Below are 17,790 nucleotides of genomic sequence, written 5' to 3' on the forward strand. Positions count from 1 at the left end.
CTACGAGGTGGGTCGGCCCAAGTAGCTCAGGGCAGCCCGTCGAGCGCCTTCTGCAACCGCGTGATCGATGACCCGACGCCCAATTGGGTCGCGATTTCGGCGACCCGCGCCGGGTCGGCCGCCACCAGCGGCAAAGCGTCGCTGGCCGTCGAGAACGTGACCGGCGCGTCGGTGGCTACCTGCACCACGGGCCCGGCCACCTCGATGTAATCGGTCGCCGCCCGCAGCTTGGCCCGAACACCTTTGGCCAGTGACGATTTCGGATCGTCGGCGGCGGCCAGGATAGCGGCCAGTGAGCCGTACTGTGCCAACAGCGTGGCCGCGGTCTTCTCGCCGACACCGGGCACTCCTGGCAACCCGTCGGACGGGTCGCCGCGTAGCAGCGCCAGCTCCGCGTAGCCTTCGCCGGCCCGATCGGCCGGCACGCCGTAGCGCTCGGCGACCTCGACGGGTCCCATCACCGTGGCGTTGGTCAGGCCACGCCCGAGGTAGAGCACCCGTATCTCGACCGGCTCGTCGCGGACCACCTGCAGCAAGTCGCGGTCGCCGCTGACGACCACGACCGGGTCGCGGCGCTCTCGGGCGGCCAGTGTGCCGATCACGTCGTCGGCTTCGAAACCGTCGGCGCCGCCGGTGCAGATGCCGAACGCGTCGAGAAGCTCCGCGATCATCTCGACCTGGGGCGACAAGTCATCGGGAACCTCCTCGACATCGGCTTGCCCGGCGGGGTTCTCCTCTTCGACCCGATGGGCCTTGTACGACGGGATGCGATCGACCCGGAATTGCGGGCGCCAGTCCAGGTCCAGGCAGACCACCAACCGGCCGGGCTTGTGTCGGGTGATCACCGTGGCGACCGAGTCCACGAAGCCGCGGACCGCGTTGACCGGCCGGCCGTCGGGCGACGTGATCGAGGCCGGGACGCCGAAGAACGACCGAAACCACATGCTGGCGCCGTCGAGCAGCAGCAGCGGGGCGGACATGCCCGTCATCCTGCCAGCCACAGCCCGGTTCGATTGCCGCGCTCCTCCTCATCGCGCTACGCGCTCTGCATCGTCGCGCGGCTGGAGGTACCCCCACTGCATCGTCGCGCGGCTAACCTGACTGTCATGGGTTCCGACCGCTTCGACGCAGAGGTATACCGCCGCCGGGTGGCCGCAGCGTCGGCCGCGACCGCCAAGGCGGGACTGGCCGGTCTGGTGATCACCCCGGGCTATGACCTGCGGTATCTGGTCGGCTCGCGGGCGCAGACCTTCGAGCGCCTCACGGCGCTGGTGCTACCGGTCTCGGGTGACCCGACCATTGTGGTGCCACGGCTGGAGCTGGCGTCGCTGAAGCAGTCCGCGGTCACCGATCTCGGCCTGGTAGTGCGGGATTGGGTCGACGGCGACGACCCCTACCAGCTGGTCGGCGCCGCGATGGGTGGCGCTCCGGCAGCCACGGCGGTCACCGATTCGATGCCGGCTCTGCACCTGTTGCCGCTGGCCGACGTGCTTGGCGTGCTGCCGGTGCTGGCCACCGACGTGTTGCGGGAACTGCGAATGGTCAAGGACGCGGCGGAGGTCGACGCGCTGCGCAAGGCGGGCGCGGCGATCGACCGGGTGCACGCCCGGGTACCGGAATTCCTGGCGCCCGGCCGGACCGAGGCCGACGTCGCGGCGGACATTGCCGAAGCTATTGTCGCCGAGGGACATTCAGAGGTGGCGTTCGTCATCGTCGGCTCTGGTCCGCACGGCGCGGATCCGCACCACGAATACTCGGATCGTGAAATTCGGGTCGGTGACATCGTCGTCGTCGATATCGGCGGCGCCTACGAGCCCGGCTACAACTCCGACTCGACCCGCACCTACAGCATCGGTGAGCCCAGTCCTGAAGTTGCACAACAGTATTCAGTGCTTGAGCAAGCCCAACGGGCGGCGGTCGAGGCCGTGCGCCCTGGCGTCACCGCCGAGCAGATCGATGCCGCCGCCCGCGACGTGCTGGCCGAAGCCGGACTCGCCGATTACTTCGTGCACCGCACCGGCCACGGCATCGGACTGTCGGTGCACGAGGAGCCGTACATCGTCGCCGGTAACGATCTGCCGTTGCGGGCGGGTATGGCGTTCTCCGTGGAGCCAGGGATCTACTTCCCGGGTCAGTGGGGTGCCCGCATCGAAGACATCGTGGTGGTGGCCGAGGACGGCGCCCAGCCGGTCAACCACCGTCCGCACGAACTCATCGTGGTGCCCGTTTAGGTCTCGTCAAGGCGGGCGTTGAACCCCGCCGGAGTATTAGGCTCGTGCGATGACCGATCACGACCGCGCCGCTGCCCGCCGAGAAATCACCAATGCGCTGATGAACGCGCTGGAACGTCGTCATGAAGTACTCGACCTGATCGTGAAGGCCGACGACCGGCCGTCGGCGGTCGACGGCATCGTCGAACTGCTGGACACGTCACGGCTGGGCGCCGAAGCGGTGATCGGCATGTCGTTCGACCAGCTGACCAAGGATTCGCGCAAAAAGATCGTCGCCGAGCTCGAGGATCTGAACAACATCTTGAGCTTCACCTTCAAAGACCGGCCGGCCAGCGCGGGTGAAACCTTGGCGCTTCGCGCCTTTTCCGGCAGCTCCGATCGCGATATCTTCGCCGCCCGCACCGAGGAGGTCGGCGCCAAGGGTGACGGCTCCGGCGCCCCGGCCGGTGGCCTGGATGATGAGATCCGTTCGGCGCAGGACCGATTCGACGCCGAAGAGGCCGCTTGGTTCGTCGCGGTCGATGGTGACGAGAAGGTCGGCATGGTGTTCGGCGAGCTCGACGGGCACGAAGTGCACGTCCGCATCTGGATTCACCCGGACTACCGGCATCGCGGCTACGGCACAGCTGCGCTGGCCAAATCCCGACCGGAGATGGCTGCGTACTTCCCGGCGGTGCCGTTGGTGATTCGCGCGCCCGGCGCGACGCTCGTCTAGCGGGCTAGTTGGCTTTGCGGGCCAACAGATCCGAGGACCCCAGCACGCGCTCGACATGCACCTCGATGACAACCCTTCGTGGGTTCTCTCGCGGCGTGCGATAACGCTGGGCGTAGCGCAGCTCCGCGTCACGTACCGCGTCGGTCTCACCGTTGACGCTGGCCTGACCTTCCAATGACAGCCAGCGGGCGCCGTCGACCTGACTGAGCACGGCGACCCCGCCGCGCTCGGCGTTGACCGCCTTCTGTGAGCCACCGGTGGTGATCACCCGGGCGATGTGCGTCTTGGGGTCGAAGGTAAAGCCCACCGCCACCACATGGGGCGAATTGTCGGGGCGCAGGGTGGTCAGCATGGCGAGATGGCGCTCGGTCAGAAACGCCAGCGCGTCGTTGGTCAGCCGGGCCGTGGAGTTCGCCATCACCGCTCACGCTAGCGCAGGTGATAATCGCAGCCGTGGATGACACGGGCGCACATACGGTGCTGATTCTCGGCGGCCGCAGCGAAATCGGCACCGAGCTCGCGGTGCAACTCGCTGCCGGTGCGTCCGTCGTGCTGGCGGCGCGAAACGCCGACCGGCTCGGCGAACAGACTGCGGCGATACTGGCCGCCGGCGCGGTGGCGGTGTCCACCCGCGAATTCGACGCTGACGACGTCGAATCGCACGGCCCCATGCTGGCGTCGATCATCGCCGAACACGGCCCGATCGACACCGCGGTGCTGGCCTTCGGAATCCTCGGTGACCAGGACCGCGCCGAGGTCGACGCCGCACACGCGGTGGCCGTCGTGCACACCGACTACGTCGCGCAGGTCAGCCTGCTCACCCATCTGGCCGCCGCTATGCGGCAGGCCGGCCAGGGAACGCTGGTGGTGTTCTCCTCGATCGCCGGCGCGCGGGTGCGTCGGGCCAACTATGTGTACGGCTCAGCGAAAGCGGGCCTGGACGGGTTCGCCAGCGGGCTGGCCGACGCGCTGCACGGCACCGGCGTGCGGCTGCTGATCGTGCGGCCCGGTTTCGTCATCGGCCGGATGACGGAGGGTATGACGCCGGCACCGCTGTCCAGCACGCCGTCGCAGGTGGCGACGGCGACGGCGCGTGCGCTGGCCAAGGGCCGCCGGACGGTCTGGATCCCGTGGACGTTGGGGCCCGCGTCGGCACTGATGCGACTGCTGCCGCAGTTCATCTGGCGCCGGATGCCCCGCTGAATTACGAAGAGCCACTGCGCCCGGGCTGGCGATGCCACGATAGACCCGTGAGCGAGTGCTCCGCACGATCATCGACCTTGAGTTTGCCAGTGGCAACACGATTATCTTGGCGCAGTCGTCACCGCAATAGTCGAAGCATTACTACGACGCGGCACTGAAGCGGATATCGCTGAAGCGCACACCATGGCCACATCGCTTGGTTTCGAGGGCCATATCGCGATGGCGTCGACGATGAAAGAGGCTTTCTAAGGTTTTCAGTCAGCCCTCAAAAGGGTGGTGGTTCGCAGTCACCGGGCGGTTCGCGGCCGGCTATGGCCGCTCGGCGAGCTTGGCGCAGCAATCGGTTGTGTCGACGTTCGTCGGTGACGTAACGGGCGCGGTTCTGGGCGCGCGTGCGGCGCCGTTTAGGCATCATCGCGGTGTGGTCGCCGTGGTGCGGCTGGTGCGGCATGGGATCGAGTGTCCCAGTGGGCGTGCACAATTGGGGGAACAGCAAGGCGCTGCCCGGGGTGGTGACGTAGGTATGGCCGGATGGCGCAGTCCAGATCAGCGTGCCGTCGGGGAGCTGCTGATCGCGCCAGCCCCAAAACGTCTTGATCAGATGATGCAGGCGGCATAGGCATTTGAGGTTGGAGGCGTGGGTCGGCCCACCGTCGCCGTGAGGGACGGTGTGATCGATATCGCAGCGCACTGCGGGACGGTCGCAGCCCGGGAACCGGCACGTCATGTCCCGGCAGCGCACGAAGTCGCTCAACGCTTGCGACGGGACGTAGTTCGGCTCCGGTGAGGCGTCGTTGGGATGGATCAACGGCCGAACTTTGGCCGACTGTGCGAGTTCGGCGATCAGATCCGCCGGGATCAGCGCATCGCTGCCGATCAGTGAGCCGGGCTCGCGACCGCGGCCCTCGACGCTGGCCTGATCAGCGACAACGTGGATGACCACAGGTGACGGCAGTGGGCTGCTGACCGCCGGGCAGCGCGGTTGTCCGCAGCGACATGCCAGCCGGTCGGCTCCGACGACCAAGGCCGCTATCGCATCGGCGCGGCGCTGGTTTCGAGTACGCGGATCCGCGTCACACACCGTGCGTGCCAACCCATCCAGCCGGGCATCCAGCGCGTGTGCATCAGGCGAAAGCAGCCTGCCGAACACCTCTGTCAAGCCATTCCCGCTGTCAAAGATCGACAATTCGCGCTCGGCTTGACGCTCTCTTCGGCGCCGAACCGCATCAAGATCGGTGCGGGCAACAATCCGGTCCACCGCCGCGGCCAACGCGCTCTGGGTCATCGCCGGCCAACGTCGGGCCTTGGCAGCCAACTCGCCGTCCACGGTGGCCATCATCTCAACGTCGGTGATCAGATCGGTCCGATAGACGATTGTCTGGAATGCCCGATAGTCGATGTCGCCGGCCTGCAGCAGGGCCCCTACCAGCGGAAGGCGCGTTCGCATGGCGCGGGCGTAGTACAAGTAGCTGGTTGCCAGCGCCTGGCTGATGCACATCGCCGCGGCCACCTCCGCGGCCACCGCCTCCTGGGTGTCGGTGCACCACGTCTCCCGCTCGCCGAGCAGGCGCAAACGCAACGCATCCAATTCACCGATCACCGCCAGTCGCTGACCGGCGGCACTATTCTCGGCACGCCTCGTCGCACGCAGCCGATCCACCATCGCCGCCGATTGTTGCGTGGTTGGTGGATGGCGTCGCTCGAACACGGCGTCCAACCGGGCGACCGATCCGGGCGACGGAACAAGTGCATCGAACATGCGTTCGATTATGCCAGAGGCCTCCGACAAGAAGCCCTGACTAGACTGGCCCGGTGGCCCCGACCTTCGCAGACGTCGCCAAAGCGCAGTACGTCCTACTCACCACCTTCACCAAAGACGGGCGGCCCAAGCCCACCCCGATCTGGGCGGCCAATGATGGCGACCGCCTGCTGATGATCACCCAGGGAAAGTCGTGGAAGGTCAGGCGAATTCGCAACACACCACGCGTCACCCTGGCGATTTGCGACATGCAGGGACACCCGAAAAGCGAGGCCATCGACGCGACCGCGACCATCCTGGACGCATCGCAGACCGGTCTTGTCTACGACGCGATCGGGCGCGAGTACGGCATCGTCGGCAAGGTGTTCAACCTGTTCAGCAAGCTGCGTGGCGGGATGAAGAACAACGTCGGCCTTGAGGTGCGCCCGGCCTGAATCAGGCGTGTAGGTGTTCGCCGAAGAATGCGAAGACCCGCGCCCAGGCATCCTGGGTGGCTTCCTCGTTGTAGCCGAATCCGGTGATGCGCAGCAGCGGCTGGGCGGGAAGTTTGTTGGCGAAACTGTGGCCGACCTGCGGGTAGGACTTGATGTCGTTGGTAATGCCTTTGTCCTCGAGCACCCGTTGCAGCTTCTCCGGCGCCCCTCTGCCGGTCAGGTCCCGGCCGCCGAAGCTGGCGACTACCGGGCAGGCTCCGTCGAGGGTTTCGCTCAGTTCGCGGGGGAGCGGGACACCGTAGAACGGCGCGGAGGCGTCGAAACCCTTGGGCGACATGACAAGTGCGAATTGGCCGCCCATACAGAACCCGGCGATGCCAACCCTCCCGGTGCAGTCCGGCAGCGCTTTGAGGTGGTCGCGGGCGGCCAGCACATCGTCGAGCGCCTGCCCCTGCTTGGTGAGTAGCTGGCGCATCACCTTGGTGACACACCGCGCGAAGCCGCCGCGGGCGTACAGGTTCGGGGTCAGTGCGAGATAGCCGGCCGAGGCGACACGGCTGTTGATCGACTCTTTGTCTGGTCCGTAGCCGATCGCGTCATGAATGATCACCACGCCGGGCCACGGGCCCGGGCCGTCGGGGACGTCGAGCAGGGCATCGATCGGACCGGTCGGGGTGTCGATTTCGATTGTCGTCACGAGGCCATCTAACCGTGCGCCCGCGGTCCGCGGAACTCAGGCGACCGTCCGCGACGTTGCCATCTCATGGTGTCGAGACTGTTTCTGGTCTATGTGATCGCCGAGCTCGCCGTGTTGGTGGCGTTGGCGTCGACGATCGGGCTCGGGTGGACTCTGTTGCTGCTGTTGGCGACGTTCGCTGCCGGGCTGGCGCTGGGCGGCTCGCAACTCAAAGTCCAGCTCGCGCGCCTGCGCTCCAGGTTGAGCGCTGACCAGCCGCGACTGGCCGCCGACACCACGGCGGTCGCAGTGGGAACGCTGCTGATGGTGGTGCCAGGCCTGGTGACCAGCGCCGCGGGGCTGCTGCTGTTGCTGCCGCCGACTCGCGCCGTCGCACGCCCAGCGCTGGCGTCGATGGCTGTCCGTGGCATGGGTCGGCGGTTCCCGCTGATCACCGTCGCGTCCGTCGGTGCCGACCGATTCGGCCATCGACCGCGGCCCGACTACATCGACGGCGAGGTCATCGACGTCGAAGACGTCTCCGAGTTTGTGGACCCGCCGGCTCTGCCTTCGCGGGCCCCGAAACGGCCCGCATCGTCGCCGGGCGGGCCTGAGTAACACTTCCACCAACCCCGTAGGTTTTGCGGCGTGACTGACGTCTCGACCACTGTGCTGGTCAACGGCCGGGTGCACAGCCCGACCCATCCCGATGCCTCCGCGATGGCGGTGCGCGGCGGTGTCGTGGTGTGGCTGGGCAGCGACGACGTTGCCCGAGAAGAGTTCACCGGCGCGGATGTCGTCGATCTCGACGGTGGCTTCGTCGCGCCGGCTTTCGTCGACAGCCACATCCACCTCACCGCGACCGGGCTGACGCTCACCGGTCTGGACCTGCGCGCGTCGACATCGCGAGCGCACTGCCTGCAATTGATCGCCGACTATGCTGCGGCGCACCCCGGCCAGCCGCTGTGGGGTCACGGCTGGGACGAGTCGTCATGGGCGCGCGACGCGGCGCCGACCACCGCAGAGCTCGATGCGGTGCTCGGCGACCGGCCCGCCTACCTGGCGCGCGTCGACGTCCATTCGGCGCTGGCGTCGAGCGGTCTGCGGCAGCGCGTCGAAGGGCTGGCGTCGGCGTCCGGTTTCGACCAACAGCGTCCGCTGGTCGGCGACGCCCACCATGAGGTCCGCTCCGCCGCGCGCGGTCTGTTGACAGACGGTCAGCGAGCCGACGCTCGGCGTGCCGCGCTGGACGCCCTTGCCGCGCAAGGGATCGTTGCAGCGCACGAATGTGCCGGCCCGCAGATCGGCGGGCTGCAGGACTGGCTCGAACTGCGGGCGCTGGGCGCCCACGGCGTCGAGGTGATCGGTTACTGGGGTGAGGCGGTGACCAGCCCGGCTCAGGCGCGGGCAATGCTCGACGAGACCGGCGCGGCCGGGCTGGCCGGAGACCTGTTCGTCGACGGCGCACTGGGGTCACGGACGGCCTGGCTGCATGAGCCGTACCACGATGCCGACGGCGAATGTGGCGCCCGCTACGTGGATGCCGAGACCGTCGCCGCACACCTGCGGGCGTGCACCGAAGCCGGCGTCACGGCCGGATTCCACGTCATCGGAGATGCCGCGGTGTCCAGCGTCGTCACGGCTTTGGAACAGATCGTCGACGACCTCGGCGTGCCCGCAGTGGCTCGCTGTGGTCACCGGTTGGAGCACCTGGAGATGGTGACCGCCGACCAGGCGGCCAAGCTCGGCGCGTGGGGGGTGATGGGCAGCATGCAACCCAATTTCGACGCCCTCTGGGGTGGTCACGACGGCATGTATGCCCGTCGTCTCGGGATCGATCGGGCGCGGCGTCTCAACCCGTTTGCGCTGCTAGCATCCCAAGGCGTGGCCCTCGCGTTCGGATCCGACGCCCCGGTGACTGGCCTCGACACTTGGGCGAGCGTCCGCGCAGCCGTCAACCACCAGACTCCGGAGAGCTCGATCTCCGCGCGCGCGGCATTCGCCGCCGCCACCCGCGGCGGCTGGCGGGCCGGCGGTGCCCGTGACGAGCTGATCGGCAGCCTGGTACCGGGCGCTCCCGCTTCCTACGCGGTGTGGGACGTCGACGACCTCGACGTCAGCGTGCCGAGCGACGCGGTGCGGCGGTGGTCCACCGATCCGCGGTCCCGGGTGCCGGTGTTGCCGCGACTCGGCCGGACCGACTCGTTGCCTCGATGTCGGCAGACGGTCCACCGAGGCGCAGTGATTCATGGTTAGAGGCCTCGGGCGGTTCGACCGCCGAGTTCGGCCCGCTGAAGACACCGACATCTTCCCGGCCGTCAAAGACGACGACGACACCGGACAAATTCCCGTCCCGGCCGCGGCGGCAGATGCCGAGCTCACCGGGGTGATCCCGGCGATCCGCGACGTCGAGGACAGCGACGATGACGCCAACCTCGCCGACCTCGAGTCGCAGGACGCCGAGCCGCCCGCCGTCGGCAGTGACCGGCTGGCGGAATTGCGCGATCAGGCTGTCCGGGTCGGCAAGTATGTGTGGCGACGATTGGTGCATCTGACCGCAGTTCTGGTGGCCTGGCTGGTCCGTGAAACGCGGATTCGGGTGCCTCAAGCAGGCAGATGGCTGCGGCCTCGGTTGACCAGGCTGAGTGCCGCGATTCTGGCCGGTTTGCTGCTCTGCGCGAGCTATCCGCGGTTCAACTGGTGGTGGGCCGCCGTCATCGCGTTCGCGGTGCTGGCCTGGGTGCTGACCCGCCCGGCCACCACACCGGTCGGTGGGTTCGGTTACGGCTTCCTCTTCGGCTTGGCGTTCTACCTACCGCTGATCCGGTGGATCAGCATCCTCGTCGGCGCCATGCCGCTGGTGGCGCTGGTGCTGATGTGCGCGTTGTTCCCGGGGATCTTCGGTGTGGGAGCTGTCGTGGTGCGGCGGCTGCCCGGATGGCCGATCTGGTTCGCGGTGCTGTGGGCGGCGCAGGAGTGGTTGAAGTCGACCATTCCGTTCGGCGGCTTCCCCTGGGGCGTGGTGGCCGCCGGTCAGACCTCCGGCCCGTTCTTGCCGCTGGTCCGGCTGGGCGGTGTGCCGTTGCTCTCGCTGGCAATCGTGCTGACCGGTTGCAGCGCCGCCGCTTTCGTGATGGGGGCGGTGTCGTGGTGGTTGGCATCCCGTCGGCGGCACGCCGGAGCTGACGACGAGGCGGCCGACGCACCGCCCGCGGTCCTGTTGCCGGCGTTCTGCATCTGCCTGGTGTTCTTCGTCGCGGCCGCCGTCTGGCCGCAGGTGCGCCACTCCGGCACCGGATCCGGCAACGAGCCCGTCGTGACGGCGGCAGCAGTTCAGGGCAACGTGCCTCGGCTGGGCCTGGAGTTCAACGCTCAGCGTCTTGCGGTGCTGGGCAACGATGTCCGGGAGACCCGCAAGCTGGCCGACGACGTGCGTGCCGGTCGCGCACCGCAACCCGACTTCGTCGTCTGGCCCGAGGACGCGTCGGATATCGACCCGCTGCTCAATCCGGAAGCGGCACAGGAGATTTCGGTCGCCGTCGAGGCGATCAGAGCGCCGATCCTGGTCGGCACGGTGCTCGACATCGCCGGCCGCCCGGGCGACCCGCCGGCCGAAACCAACACCGTCATCGTCTGGAGCCCCAAGGGCGGACCCGGAGAGCGCCACGACAAGCGCATCGTGCAGCCATTCGGCGAATACCTGCCTTGGCGCGGATTCTTCCGGCATCTGACCGACCTCGCCGACTTGGCCGGCTACATCGTCCCCGGCAAAGGCTCCGGGGTGGTGCATGCCGCCGGTACGCCGATCGGGATTGCGACGTGCTGGGAAGTCATCTTCGACCGAGCCCTGCAGCACTCGGTCCGCCGCGGCGCTCAACTACTCGCGGTGCCCGCCAACAACGCCAACTTCAACCAGACGATGAGCGAGCAGCAGTTGGCGTTTTCCAAGCTTCGTGCGGTGGAGCTGGATCGCTACACGGTGGTGTCCAGCAACGTCGGGATCTCGGCCCTCGTCACCCCTGACGGCCGCGAGTTGCAGCGGACGCGGTTCTTCACGCCCGGCTACCTGGACGGCCAGGTCCGCCTCAAGACAACGCTGACGCCCGCCGCTCGGTGGGGCCCGATCGTGCAGGGGAGCCTGGTCGTCGCCGCTCTGGCGATTCTGTTTGCTGCGATGCTGCACAATGGATGGTTCGCGGATCTGAACCGGCGCCTGTCAGCGCTGGGGAAGCGCTTCGGCCCCCGGTCGGAGAAATCCGACGGCGACCCGCTCGACGACGACGTGGTAGCCAACGGCGACGACGTGTCAGCCAACGCCCAACTCGACGAGGACGGCCGAGATTCAGCCCGGCAAGGGCCAGACAAAGGAGACATATGACCACCGGCGATCCGGTGTCGCGGGTTGCGGGCGATCGCCCCACCCTGCGCACCCTGGTGATCATCCCCACCTACAACGAGCGGGAGAACCTTCCGCTCATTCTGCAGCGACTGCACAAGGCACTCCCTGAGGTGCACGTGCTGATCGTCGACGACAACAGCCCGGATGGCACCGGAAAGCTGGCCGAGGAGCTCGCTACGGCGAATGCCGACCGGATCCACGTCATGCACCGCACCGTCAAGGACGGTCTGGGCGCGGCCTACCTGGCCGGATTCGCCTGGGGGCTGAGCCGGCACTACACCACGCTGGTCGAGATGGACGCCGACGGCAGTCACGCGCCCGAGCAATTGCACTTACTACTCGAGGCCGTCGACGCCGGCGCCGACCTGGTCATCGGCTCGCGCTACGTCGAGGGCGGCAACGTGCAGAACTGGCCGTGGCGGCGCTGGGCGCTGTCCTGGACGGCCAACACCTACGCTCGGCTGGCCCTGGGCATCGGCATCCATGACATCACCGCCGGCTACCGGGCCTACCGTCGTGATGTTCTGCAGAAAATCGACCTCGACCATGTTGATTCGAAGGGGTACTGCTTCCAGATCGACCTGACCTGGCGCGCCATCACCAACGGGTTCGTCGTCGCAGAGGTCCCGATCACGTTCACCGAGCGGGAGCTCGGCGTTTCCAAGATGAGCGGATCCAATATCCGCGAAGCAGTGGTGAAAGTGGCGCAGTGGGGCATCGACGGACGCCTACACCGCAGGCGTCAGGCACCCGTCAACCGCTGAACGAGCTCCGTGACCGCAGATCAGTTGCCGCGACGGCGCGTTCTGATCAAGTCGAGACGCTCTTTGAGCAGTTCCTCGAGCTCGTCGACCGAGCGTCGCTCCAGCAGCATGTCCCAGTGCGTGCGCGGCGGCTTAACCTTTTTCGGCTCGGGCAGGTCACCTTCGATCAAGGTGCCTTCCATGCCATTGCGGCACAGCCAGGTGCCGGGGATCTCGGCATCGTCAGCGAACGGCACATCGAACTCTTCACCGTTTTCGGTGCGGTAACGCGCAATCTGGCGCGGAGCCAAGTCGTGGTTGCGGTCGGTCTCGTAGCTTACGGCTCCAAGGCGACTGCCTCTCAGGACGCGATCAGCCATTGGTCAGCTCTCCTCTTAAAGTCTTCTTAACACCTAGCGCCCTAAACAACGTCGCGGCCGGCGACTTGGTTCCCAAGGTCGCCGGGCTCGCCGGGCGACCCAACCGTCCATGATACCGGGATTCGGACGGCACCCCGACTAAAGTCGGCCCCGTGACACGCCGCGTCCGCCCGCAGCCATGCCGTTGGTGTGGCCGCGACGTTCCCGACAGCGGAATGGGCCGTCGCCGTCAATACTGCAGGCAATCGTGCCGGCAGCGCGCCTACGAGCAACGGGCCTCGATCAACGGTGCCAAGGGTGCTTCGTTGCCCGCTGATGCGGTGGTGCTGTCTGCGGAGGAGGCCGCTGACCTCTCCGACCGCGTCTACCAGGTGCGATGCGCAGCAGAAGACGTCGCTACCGCGCTGGACGAAGGTGCGGGCGCGCCGGAACTGCGGGAGCTGTGCGCGACCCTGATGCGCGCCGCCGAAGCCGCCGACGGGTGGCGCTGACCGGGCTTTAGCCTCGGCTGACTGGTGGCGGGTACAGTCTCGCCATGGATCGCTGGGCAACGCCGGAATCAGTCGCGGAGCCAGGCCATGGATGGGGTGGGCGAGTCGGCGCCCGCCGACGATGTTTGCCGGTCGAAGAGCAGGTTCGACGTCAGCCGTACGGCGAGTGACTCTGCTCCTCATCCAGGGCCGCATTCCGGATTGAGCGACGACCGACGTTAGGCGAGGGGTAACGACATGGCTGACCAACTTCAGCATGCAACCGAGGCGTTGCGGAAAGCTCTGGTCCAGGTCGAGCGACTGAAGAGCAAGAACCGGGCGCTGCTGGAACGCTCCGGCGAGCCGATCGCCATCGTTGGTATGTCATGCCGATTCCCGGGCGGGGTCGACTCACCGGACAGCCTGTGGGACATGGTCGCCGACGAGCGCGATGTGATGTCGGAGTTCCCGACCGACCGCGGCTGGGATCTGGCCGGGCTGTTCGACGACGACCCCGATGCGCCGCACAAGTGCTACGCGCGCGCGGGTGGATTCGTCGACGACGTGGCGGGTTTCGATGCGGGATTTTTCGGCGTCGCACCGAGTGAGGCGCTGGCCACCGATCCGCAGCATCGCATGTTGCTGGAGCTGTCATGGGAAGCGTTGGAGCGGGCCGGCATTGATCCGACCACGTTGCGGGGCAGCGCCACCGGAGTGTTCGCCGGAATCATCGCGCAGGGCTACGGGATGCTCGCCGAAGAGATCGAGGGCTACCGCCTGACCGGTATGACGTCCAGCGTCGCGACCGGCCGAGTGGCCTATGTGCTGGGCCTGGAAGGCCCGGCGGTGTCGGTCGACACCGCGTGCTCATCGTCGTTGGTGGCCTTGCACATGGCGGTGCAGTCGTTGCGGTCGGGGGAGTGCGATCTGGCACTGGCCGGTGGGGCCACCGTCAATGCCACGCCAACGGTTTTCGTCGAATTCAGCCGGCATCGGGGCCTGTCTCCGGATGGTCGGTGCAAGCCTTTTGCGGGGGCGGCCGACGGGGTCGGCTGGTCCGAGGGCGGCGGAATGCTGGTGGTGGAACGGCTTTCGGATGCCCAACGGCTGGGCCATCGGGTGCTCGCGCTGGTGCGCGGCACTGCGGTCAACCAGGACGGCGCCTCCAATGGGCTCACCGCACCCAACGGTCCTTCCCAACAGCGGGTGGTGCGCACGGCCTTGGCCAACGCCGGGCTGAGCGCCGGAGAAGTGGATGTGGTCGAGGCCCACGGCACCGGAACGACATTGGGCGACCCGATCGAGGCTCAGGCGCTGCTCGCCACCTACGGCCAAGATCGCGCCGCGCCCGGAAAACCCTTGTGGCTGGGATCGATCAAATCGAACATGGGTCACACGCAGGCCGCCGCCGGCGTGGCCGGTGTGATCAAGATGGTCCAGGCGATGCACCACGAGGTGCTGCCGGCGACGCTGCACGTGGATGCGCCGAGCCCGCATGTGGATTGGTCGGCGGGCGCGGTGTCGCTGTTGACCGAAGCCCAGTCGTGGCCCGCCAATGGTCGCGCCCGCCGCGCCGGGGTGTCATCGTTTGGGATCAGCGGCACCAACGCGCACGTGATCATCGAGGAGTGCCCGCCGGCTGAGCCCACCGAGAGCGCTCCGCAACCGCCGGTAGTGCCATGGGTGGTGTCGGCCAAGAGTGCAGCGGCGCTGGCGGCACAGGCCTCTCGGCTGGCCGAATCCATTGGTGCCCGTGAGCAATTAGGCATCGCCGATGTTGGATGGTCGTTGGCGGGGCGATCGACCTTTGAGCATCGCGCGGTCGTGCTCGGCCGCGATCGCGGCCAATTGCTGGCCGGACTGACCGAGCTGGCCGACGAAACGCCTGGCGGTTCGGTGATCACCGGCCATGCCGCACCCGCGGGCAAGACCGTCTTCGTCTTCCCCGGCCAAGGCTCGCAGTGGATCGGTATGGGCGTCGAATTACTGGATTCCGCACCAGTTTTCGCTGCCCAGATGAACGCCTGCGCGGAGGCGTTCGCCGAGTTTGTGGATTGGTCGTTGATCGACGTACTGCGCGGCGCGCCGGGCGCACCGGGGCTGGACCGCGTCGACGTCGTCCAGCCGGCGCTGTTCGCGGTGATGGTCTCGTTGGCCGAGTCGTGGCGGTCGATCGGGGTACGCCCGGACGCCGTCATCGGTCATTCCCAGGGCGAGATCGCCGCGGCCTATGTCGCCGGTGCCTTGTCGCTGCGCGACGCGGCACGCGTGGTGACCCTGCGCAGCAAACTGCTGTTGGCGCTGTCCGGCCGTGGCGGGATGGCCTCGCTGGCATGTGGAACCGATCAAGCGCGAGAGCTGTTGGCGCCGTACGGCGATCGGGTCAGCATCGCCGCGATCAACGGGCGGTCGGCGGTCGTGCTGTCCGGTGAGGTGACCGCCCTCGACGAGATCGTCGCCCAGTGCACCGAGTGTGAACTTCGGGCCCGCCGCATCGACGTGGACTACGCATCGCACTCCGTCGCCGTCGACGCGATCCGCGAGCAGCTCGCCGAGGCGCTGGCGGGTATCGAACCGCAGTCGGCGCGCACCGTGTTCTTCTCCACGGTCACCGGCGGCATCTTGGACAGCGCCGAACTCACCGCCGACTACTGGTTCCGCAACATCCGCCAGACCGTCGAATTCGACTCGGCGGTGCGTACCGCATCGGCAGGCGGCTACCGGACATTCATCGAATCCAGCCCGCACCCCGCCCTGATCGCGGGCATCGAGGACACCGCCGCCGACGGCGGGGCCGACGCGGTCGTGGTGCCCACTCTTGGCCGCGAAGACGGCGGCCTCACGCGATTCCTCAGTTCAGCCGCCCAGGCGTTCGTGTCGGGTGTCAAGGTGGATTGGCGCGCCGCGGTGCCGGGTGCCGGGTTCGTCGAGTTGCCGACGTATGCCTTTGAGCGACGGCGCTTTTGGCTCTCCGGTGAGGGTGCTGCGATCGACGCCGCCGGCTTGGGGCTGGAAGCCGGCGAGCACGCCCTGTTGGGTGCCGTGGTGGAACTACCGGACTCGGGCGGGGTGGTGCTGACGGGTCGGCTGTCGCCGACCACCCAGGGTTGGTTGAACGATCACGCGGTCGACGGTCTGGCGGTGTTCCCTGGCGCAGGCTTCGTCGAGTTGGCCATCCGGGCCGGCGACGAGGTCGGTTGCCCGGTGGTCGACGAGTTGACGTTGCAGGCGCCGTTGCTGCTGCCGTCCTCAGGGTCGGTCGCGGTGCAGCTGGTGGTGGGCGCCGCCGAAGAATCCGGTCAGCGCAGTCTGTCCGTATTCTCCAGGGACGGTGCTGATTCCGCATGGACCTGCCACGCGACGGGACAGCTGTCATCAGTACCGGTCGAGCCGGGCGCCGACCTGTCGGTGTGGCCGCCCGAAGGCGCGACTCGCGTCGACGTGACCGACGGCTACCAGCGCCTGGCGGCGCGCGGCTACCAGTACGGCCCGGCGTTCCAGGGATTGACCGCGCTGTGGCGTCGCGGCGAGGAGTTCTTCGCCGAAGTAACGCTGCCGCAAGCAGCCGGCGGTGTCGGCGGATTCGGTGTGCATCCGGTGCTGCTGGATGCGGCCCTGCACGCGGCGGCAATGACGTTCGACGGGGACGGCGTGGCATTGCCGTTCTCGTGGCAGGGCGTGTCGCTGCATGCGGCGGGCGCGTCGTCGGTACGGGCACGGATTGCCCCGTCGGGTCCGTCGGCGGTGTCGGTCGAACTGGCCGACGGGCTGGGGCTGCCGGTGCTGACAGTGACGTCGATGATCGCCCGCCCGATTTCCCAGCAGCAGTTGATGGCTGCGGTTTCCGGCTCAACCGGGGATCGGCTCTTCGAGCTGGCGTGGTCGCCGACGTCGGCCGCCTCACCCGCCGAGCCGCCGGCGTACGAGGTGTTCGAGTCCGTATCGGCGGCCGGGGATCCGGTGTCGGCCAGCTATGAACGTGTCCACGAAGCGCTGGCGGCGTTGCAGTCGTGGTTGACCAAGCATGATTCCGGCATCCTGGTGGTGTCGACGCGCGGCGCGGTGGGGTTGGCGGGCGAGGACGTCACCGATCTGGCCGGTGCCGCGGTGTGGGGGTTGGTGCGTTCGGCCCAGACCGAACATCCCGGCCGGATCGTCCTGGTGGATTCCGAGGCGCCGCTGAGTGATACGACCGTCGCACGGCTGCTGGCGGTCGGTGAGCCGCAGCTGGTGCTGCGGGGCGAGACGATTCACACCGCGCGAGTCCGCGGCAGCCGCGCGGTGCACGGCGTGCTGGTGCCGCCCGCCGACGGGCCGTGGCGGCTGGGGCTGTCGACCGCGGGCACCTTCGAGAACCTGCAACTGGAGCCGGTTCCCAACGCCGACGCGCCATTGGAACCCGGCCACGTTCGGGTGGCGATGCGCTCCATCGCCACCAACTTCCGCGACGTGATGATCACGCTGGGCATGTTCACCCACGATGCGCTGATCGGTGGTGAAGGCGCCGGTGTCGTCGTCGAGGTCGGCCCCGGGGTTACCGAATTCGCGGTCGGGGACGACGTTTACGGATTCTTCCCGGACGGCAGCGGCACCCTGGTCCCAGGCGATATCCGGCTGTTGCTCCCGATGCCATCGGACTGGTCGTACGCCGAAGCCGCTGCGATATCAGCCGTTTTCACCACTGCCTACTTCGCCTTCGTTCACCTCGCCGACGTCAAACCGGGCCAGCGGGTGTTGGTGCACGCCGGTGCCGGCGGCGTGGGAATGGCCGCCGTGCAGT

The 17,790-nt window shown here is 67.8% G+C and carries 15 protein-coding genes; 10 read left to right on the forward strand and 5 right to left on the reverse strand.

What is annotated here, in order from left to right:
- Positions 1–26: 26 nt before the first annotated feature.
- On the reverse strand, positions 27–980 hold the full coding sequence (locus WAN02_RS34170; RefSeq protein WP_422269774.1) for a 5'-3' exonuclease: 954 nt from the start codon (positions 978–980) through the stop codon (positions 27–29).
- A 126-nt stretch (positions 981–1,106) separates the two neighbouring features.
- On the opposite strand from WAN02_RS34170, the gene WAN02_RS34175 reads away from it, so the two are divergent.
- Positions 1,107–2,231 carry a M24 family metallopeptidase gene (locus WAN02_RS34175; RefSeq protein ID WP_422269775.1) on the forward strand — a complete coding sequence of 375 codons (1,125 nt, stop codon included), beginning with the start codon at positions 1,107–1,109 and terminating at the stop codon, positions 2,229–2,231.
- A gap of 49 nt (positions 2,232–2,280) precedes the next feature.
- A complete protein-coding gene (locus tag WAN02_RS34180; RefSeq protein WP_422269776.1) occupies positions 2,281–2,946 on the forward strand; it encodes a GNAT family N-acetyltransferase in 666 nt (221 codons plus the stop codon).
- A gap of 4 nt (positions 2,947–2,950) precedes the next feature.
- Here WAN02_RS34180 and WAN02_RS34185 read toward each other — a convergent pair whose 3' ends face one another.
- Positions 2,951–3,364 carry a F420-dependent biliverdin reductase gene (locus WAN02_RS34185; RefSeq protein WP_422269777.1) on the reverse strand — a complete coding sequence of 138 codons (414 nt, stop codon included), beginning with the start codon at positions 3,362–3,364 and terminating at the stop codon, positions 2,951–2,953.
- Positions 3,365–3,399: 35 nt separating this feature from the next.
- Here WAN02_RS34185 and WAN02_RS34190 point away from each other — a divergent pair, with 35 nt between their 5' ends.
- On the forward strand, positions 3,400–4,149 hold the full coding sequence (locus tag WAN02_RS34190; RefSeq protein ID WP_422269778.1) for an SDR family NAD(P)-dependent oxidoreductase: 750 nt from the start codon (positions 3,400–3,402) through the stop codon (positions 4,147–4,149).
- A 265-nt stretch (positions 4,150–4,414) separates the two neighbouring features.
- Here the strand turns inward: WAN02_RS34190 and WAN02_RS34195 are convergent, their stop codons facing one another.
- Positions 4,415–5,908 (reverse strand): HNH endonuclease signature motif containing protein, encoded by a 1,494-nt coding sequence (locus WAN02_RS34195; RefSeq protein ID WP_422269779.1) that lies wholly within the window; start codon positions 5,906–5,908, stop codon positions 4,415–4,417.
- Between the two features lie 53 nt (positions 5,909–5,961).
- Between WAN02_RS34195 and WAN02_RS34200 the strand changes: the two genes are divergently transcribed.
- Entirely contained in the window at positions 5,962–6,342 is a 381-nt protein-coding gene (locus tag WAN02_RS34200) for a PPOX class F420-dependent oxidoreductase (protein ID WP_422269780.1), read from the forward strand.
- A 1-nt stretch (position 6,343) separates the two neighbouring features.
- Here WAN02_RS34200 and WAN02_RS34205 read toward each other — a convergent pair whose 3' ends face one another.
- Positions 6,344–7,039 carry a dienelactone hydrolase family protein gene (locus WAN02_RS34205; RefSeq protein ID WP_422269781.1) on the reverse strand — a complete coding sequence of 232 codons (696 nt, stop codon included), beginning with the start codon at positions 7,037–7,039 and terminating at the stop codon, positions 6,344–6,346.
- Positions 7,040–7,105: 66 nt separating this feature from the next.
- On the opposite strand from WAN02_RS34205, the gene WAN02_RS34210 reads away from it, so the two are divergent.
- From WAN02_RS34210 to WAN02_RS34225, 4 genes are all read left to right on the forward strand, one after another.
- Positions 7,106–7,636: an FxsA family protein gene (locus WAN02_RS34210; protein WP_422269782.1), complete on the forward strand. Its 531-nt coding sequence runs from the start codon at positions 7,106–7,108 to the stop codon at positions 7,634–7,636.
- Between the two features lie 102 nt (positions 7,637–7,738).
- Positions 7,739–9,274, forward strand: a complete 1,536-nt coding sequence (locus WAN02_RS34215; RefSeq protein ID WP_422269788.1) for an amidohydrolase — start codon at positions 7,739–7,741, stop codon at positions 9,272–9,274.
- Positions 9,267–11,396, forward strand: coding sequence for an apolipoprotein N-acyltransferase (gene lnt, locus WAN02_RS34220; RefSeq protein ID WP_422269783.1), 2,130 nt, complete (start codon positions 9,267–9,269; stop codon positions 11,394–11,396). The genes WAN02_RS34215 and lnt overlap by 8 nt, the downstream gene beginning before the upstream one ends.
- Positions 11,393–12,181: a polyprenol monophosphomannose synthase gene (locus tag WAN02_RS34225; protein ID WP_422269784.1), complete on the forward strand. Its 789-nt coding sequence runs from the start codon at positions 11,393–11,395 to the stop codon at positions 12,179–12,181. Before lnt ends, WAN02_RS34225 begins: the two co-directional genes overlap by 4 nt.
- Before the next feature lie 20 nt (positions 12,182–12,201).
- Here the strand turns inward: WAN02_RS34225 and rbpA are convergent, their stop codons facing one another.
- Positions 12,202–12,540 carry an RNA polymerase-binding protein RbpA gene (gene rbpA / locus WAN02_RS34230; RefSeq protein ID WP_422269785.1) on the reverse strand — a complete coding sequence of 113 codons (339 nt, stop codon included), beginning with the start codon at positions 12,538–12,540 and terminating at the stop codon, positions 12,202–12,204.
- A 152-nt stretch (positions 12,541–12,692) separates the two neighbouring features.
- On the opposite strand from rbpA, the gene WAN02_RS34235 reads away from it, so the two are divergent.
- Positions 12,693–13,031 carry a hypothetical protein gene (locus tag WAN02_RS34235; RefSeq protein WP_422269786.1) on the forward strand — a complete coding sequence of 113 codons (339 nt, stop codon included), beginning with the start codon at positions 12,693–12,695 and terminating at the stop codon, positions 13,029–13,031.
- A 237-nt stretch (positions 13,032–13,268) separates the two neighbouring features.
- Positions 13,269–17,790, forward strand: a 4,522-nt coding sequence (locus WAN02_RS34240) for an acyltransferase domain-containing protein (RefSeq protein WP_422269787.1), incomplete at its 3' end; no start/stop codon positions are given.

The sequence above is a fragment of the Mycobacterium sp. genome (assembly GCF_049281135.1).
Classification (GTDB): Bacteria; Actinomycetota; Actinomycetes; order Mycobacteriales; family Mycobacteriaceae; genus Mycobacterium.